The organism is Rhodoferax sp., assembly GCF_014859475.1.
Classification (GTDB): Bacteria; Pseudomonadota; Gammaproteobacteria; order Burkholderiales; family Burkholderiaceae_C; genus Rhodoferax.
Genome location: NZ_JACUUE010000253.1, coordinates 1 through 3,102, shown reverse-complemented (window position 1 = coordinate 3,102; position 3,102 = coordinate 1). Strand labels below are relative to the sequence as shown.

Genomic DNA, 3,102 nt, shown 5'->3' with positions numbered 1-3,102 from the left:
GGTTTGCGGAAGAACGGCACTTTTTTGAGCCACAACCGCAGCGCCTGCCAGTGGATGCGCGCCATCACGCCAAAAGTCATGGCAGGGTAGCGCCACAAAGCGCGGCGCAGGGCCGCCGGGGTGACGGGCTCGAGCACGCCGCTGACGCTGGTCTGCAGCAGCACGCGCGCCTGCGGGTCGGTGTCCTCGGCATCAAAATAATCAATACGCGCCACGGTGCGCTGCGGGCCGGGGCCAAAGGTGCGCATCAACCGAAAGCGGTAATGCCCCTGCACTTGGCAGAACGGCGACACATGGAACACCTTGCTGGCGCGCTGCTCGACACCGTAGCACGGGTTGTCGAGCAGGTAGCAATGGCGCTCACCAAAGGTGTTATTCACTTCAACCACCACAGCGCGCAGGGCACCGCCCTGGTCGCTTGCCGCACGGTGGCAATACCAGAAGCTCACCGGCTTGAAGGTGTAGCCCAGCACGCGCGGGTAGGTGTGCAGCCAAGCTTCGCCGGTGGCGTCAAAAATACCGGCCTGGTGCAGTAATTCATCGAGCCAGGCCACGGCACCGCCTTGCGCGGGTGGGCGACCGTCACCATGATCGGTCTCAAAAAAGCTCACCGGAGCGGACCGGTTGATGGCCCAGGCATCTGCTGCTGGCTCGGGCGCCTGGCTCAGGCTGCGCAGCGGCAACATGAGGAAATAGGTGGGATAGACAAAGGCATTGGTACTTGGGCGCGTGCGCGCGTGGCGCACCTCGCCAAAGCCGATCAGCGCCTGTGCTGTCATGCCCGCGCTCCTGCGACGCAGGCGTCGAGCAGCAGCTGTTTGGCCGCCGCCTGTCCGGCCTTGAGGCCGTCTTCGTGAAAGCCATAGCCCATCCAGGCACCGCAGTAATAGCGGTTTTGCCGGCCCTGCAGCAATGGCATTTGCGCTTGCGCGGCTACGGCCGACTGGTCAAACACCGGGTGCGCGTAGTCAAACTCACCCAGGATTTTTGCGGGGTCGATCGGACGCGCCGGATTCAGCGATACCAGCACCGGCTGCTGCCACGGCAGGGGCTGCAAACGGTTGATGAGGTAATGCAGGCAAACCCGGGCGCTCTCCTTGACTGTGGCGGGTGCCCGTTCGTAATTCCAGGCCGCCCAGGCGGCCTGACGCGTGGGCAGCACCGACACGTCGGTGTGCAACACCGCCCGGTTGGGCTGGGTGCGGATGGCGCCCAGTGTGCTGCGCTCCAGCCGGCTCGGCGTGGCCAGACCGGCCAGCGCCTGGTTGGCGTGGCTGGCGATGATGACCTTGTCAAAGCGCTCCTGACCTGCGTCGGTGCTGATGCGCACGCCAGCTGCCTGCGTGGGCGTGGCGCTGACCGATTCAATGCAATGCACCGGCGTGTTCAAACGCTTGTCGGCAATGCGCGCGGTGATTTTTTCAACGTACTGCCTGGCGCCGCCCTGCACGGTCCACCACTGCGGCCGGTTGGTGATTTGCAGCAAGCCATGGTTGTGACAGAAGCGCACCATGGTGGCCACCGGAAACTGCAGCATCTGCGCGGTCGGACAGCTCCAGATGCAGGCCATCATGGGCAAGAAATACCAGTCACAAAAGGCGCTGCCGAAATGGTGCTGCTGCAAAAACTCGCCCAGCGGCTGCGTCAGTTCGGCTTCGGTGCCGTCCTTGGCGATGCGGGTGGTGAGTGCATTAAAGCGCAGCAGGTCGCGCAACATGCCCCAGAAGCGACCGTTCACCAGATTGCTGCGCTGGGCAAAAACCGTGTTGAGGTTGCAGCCGCTCCACTCCAGCGCGCGCTCATTCACCTGGTCGAAGGCCTGCACTGAAAACGACATATCGGCTTTGGCGGTGACCACACCCAACTCGGCAAACAACTTGAGCAGATTGGGGTAGGTGCGCTCATTGAGCACAAGAAAGCCGGTGTCCACCCCGTGCGTGACCAGCCCCTGAGCCGTGGGCAGCGTCACATCCACCGTGTGCGTGTGGCCACCAAAATAGGCGCCCGCCTCGAACAAGGTGATCTCGGCCTGGCCCGACAAGGTATGCGCGGCCGCCAAACCTGATATTCCGGAACCCACGATGGCTACTTTCAGACCCACATTGAATCCTTTGTACTGGGAGTGTTATTTAAATACTGATCGGTCATAATTTATCCTGATAGTATTATTGCGTTGAGGTTTTTAATTTTCTGCACTCCAAAGACAATAATTTTCATATGGTTACTCGCACCGGCCCCAGGGTCTCTTTCAAGGCGCAAATGCTACAGGCACGCGAAGAGGCCATCATCAAATCGGTCAACCATTTGCTCGCCAGCAAAGGTTTTGAAGCCATGACGGTCGATGAAGTGGCTGCCGACGTGGGCATTGCCAAGGCCAGCCTGTACAAGCACTTCCCAAGCAAGGAAGACCTGGCCGCCGCCGCCATGGTCAGCGTCATGCGCCGGGCGCAGGCGTTCCTGGACGGCCTGCCGCCAGAGGCTGCACCGATGGACAACTTGCGCGCCGTGGTGGCCTGGACCATGGGCCTGAAGCTGGCTGGCGAAATGCCCGCACTACCGAGCCAGAATTCGAGCCTGCGCGCGGCCCTGATCGGCAACACCGATTACATGGACGGGCTGATCGAGGTCAGTGACCGGCTCGGCGGCTGGATCGAGGCGGCGCAGGCCCAAGGCCGCATCAACCCCAAACTACCCGCCATTGCGGTGCTCTACACGCTCTATGCCCGTGCCTGCGACCCGGTTCTGGAATTCCTGAAAATGAGCGAACTGCACAGTGACGAGGAAATCGTCAGCTTGGTCATGAGCACGTGCTTTGACGGTTTGAATGCGCGGGCCGGGTGACTTTTTGGGCGTTTGACTGCACAAGGCCGGCTATCCGAACAGGGCAAACAAGCCCAGCCCCATAAAAATCACCGCTGATACCCCACGCACCGCGCGCAGCGGCACCAGCCGCGTCATGCGCTCGCCGAACCAGACCACCGGTGCGTTGGCCAGCATCATGCCCAGCGTGGTGCCCGCCACCACCCAGACCGTGCTGGTGTATTGCGCCGCCAGCATGACGGTGGCGACCTGGGTTTTGTCACCCATTTCGGCCAGAAAAAA

The 3,102-nt window shown here is 61.8% G+C and carries 4 protein-coding genes; 1 reads left to right on the top strand and 3 read right to left on the bottom strand.

Going from position 1 to position 3,102, the window contains the following annotated elements:
• Both IBX54_RS13940 and IBX54_RS13935 read right to left on the bottom strand, forming a co-directional pair.
• Window positions 1-779 (bottom strand): DUF1365 domain-containing protein (locus IBX54_RS13940; protein ID WP_296543259.1); only part of this gene is annotated, 779 nt, incomplete at its 3' end.
• On the bottom strand, window positions 776-2,095 hold the full coding sequence (locus IBX54_RS13935; protein WP_296543260.1) for an FAD-dependent oxidoreductase: 1,320 nt from the start codon (window positions 2,093-2,095) through the stop codon (window positions 776-778). The genes IBX54_RS13935 and IBX54_RS13940, both read right to left, overlap by 4 nt.
• 122 nt (window positions 2,096-2,217) lie before the next feature.
• Here IBX54_RS13935 and IBX54_RS13930 point away from each other — a divergent pair, with 122 nt between their 5' ends.
• On the top strand, window positions 2,218-2,841 hold the full coding sequence (locus IBX54_RS13930; protein WP_296543258.1) for a TetR/AcrR family transcriptional regulator: 624 nt from the start codon (window positions 2,218-2,220) through the stop codon (window positions 2,839-2,841).
• Window positions 2,842-2,871: 30 nt separating this feature from the next.
• Here IBX54_RS13930 and IBX54_RS13925 read toward each other — a convergent pair.
• A partial coding sequence (locus IBX54_RS13925; RefSeq protein ID WP_296543257.1) for a TMEM165/GDT1 family protein occupies window positions 2,872-3,102 on the bottom strand: 231 nt, incomplete at its 5' end.

Excerpts from the sequence above, each read along its gene's own strand:
- IBX54_RS13930 (WP_296543258.1), top strand. The coding sequence starts at position 2,218 with ATGGTTACTCGCACCGGCCCCAGGGTCTCTTTCAAGGCGCAAATGCTA.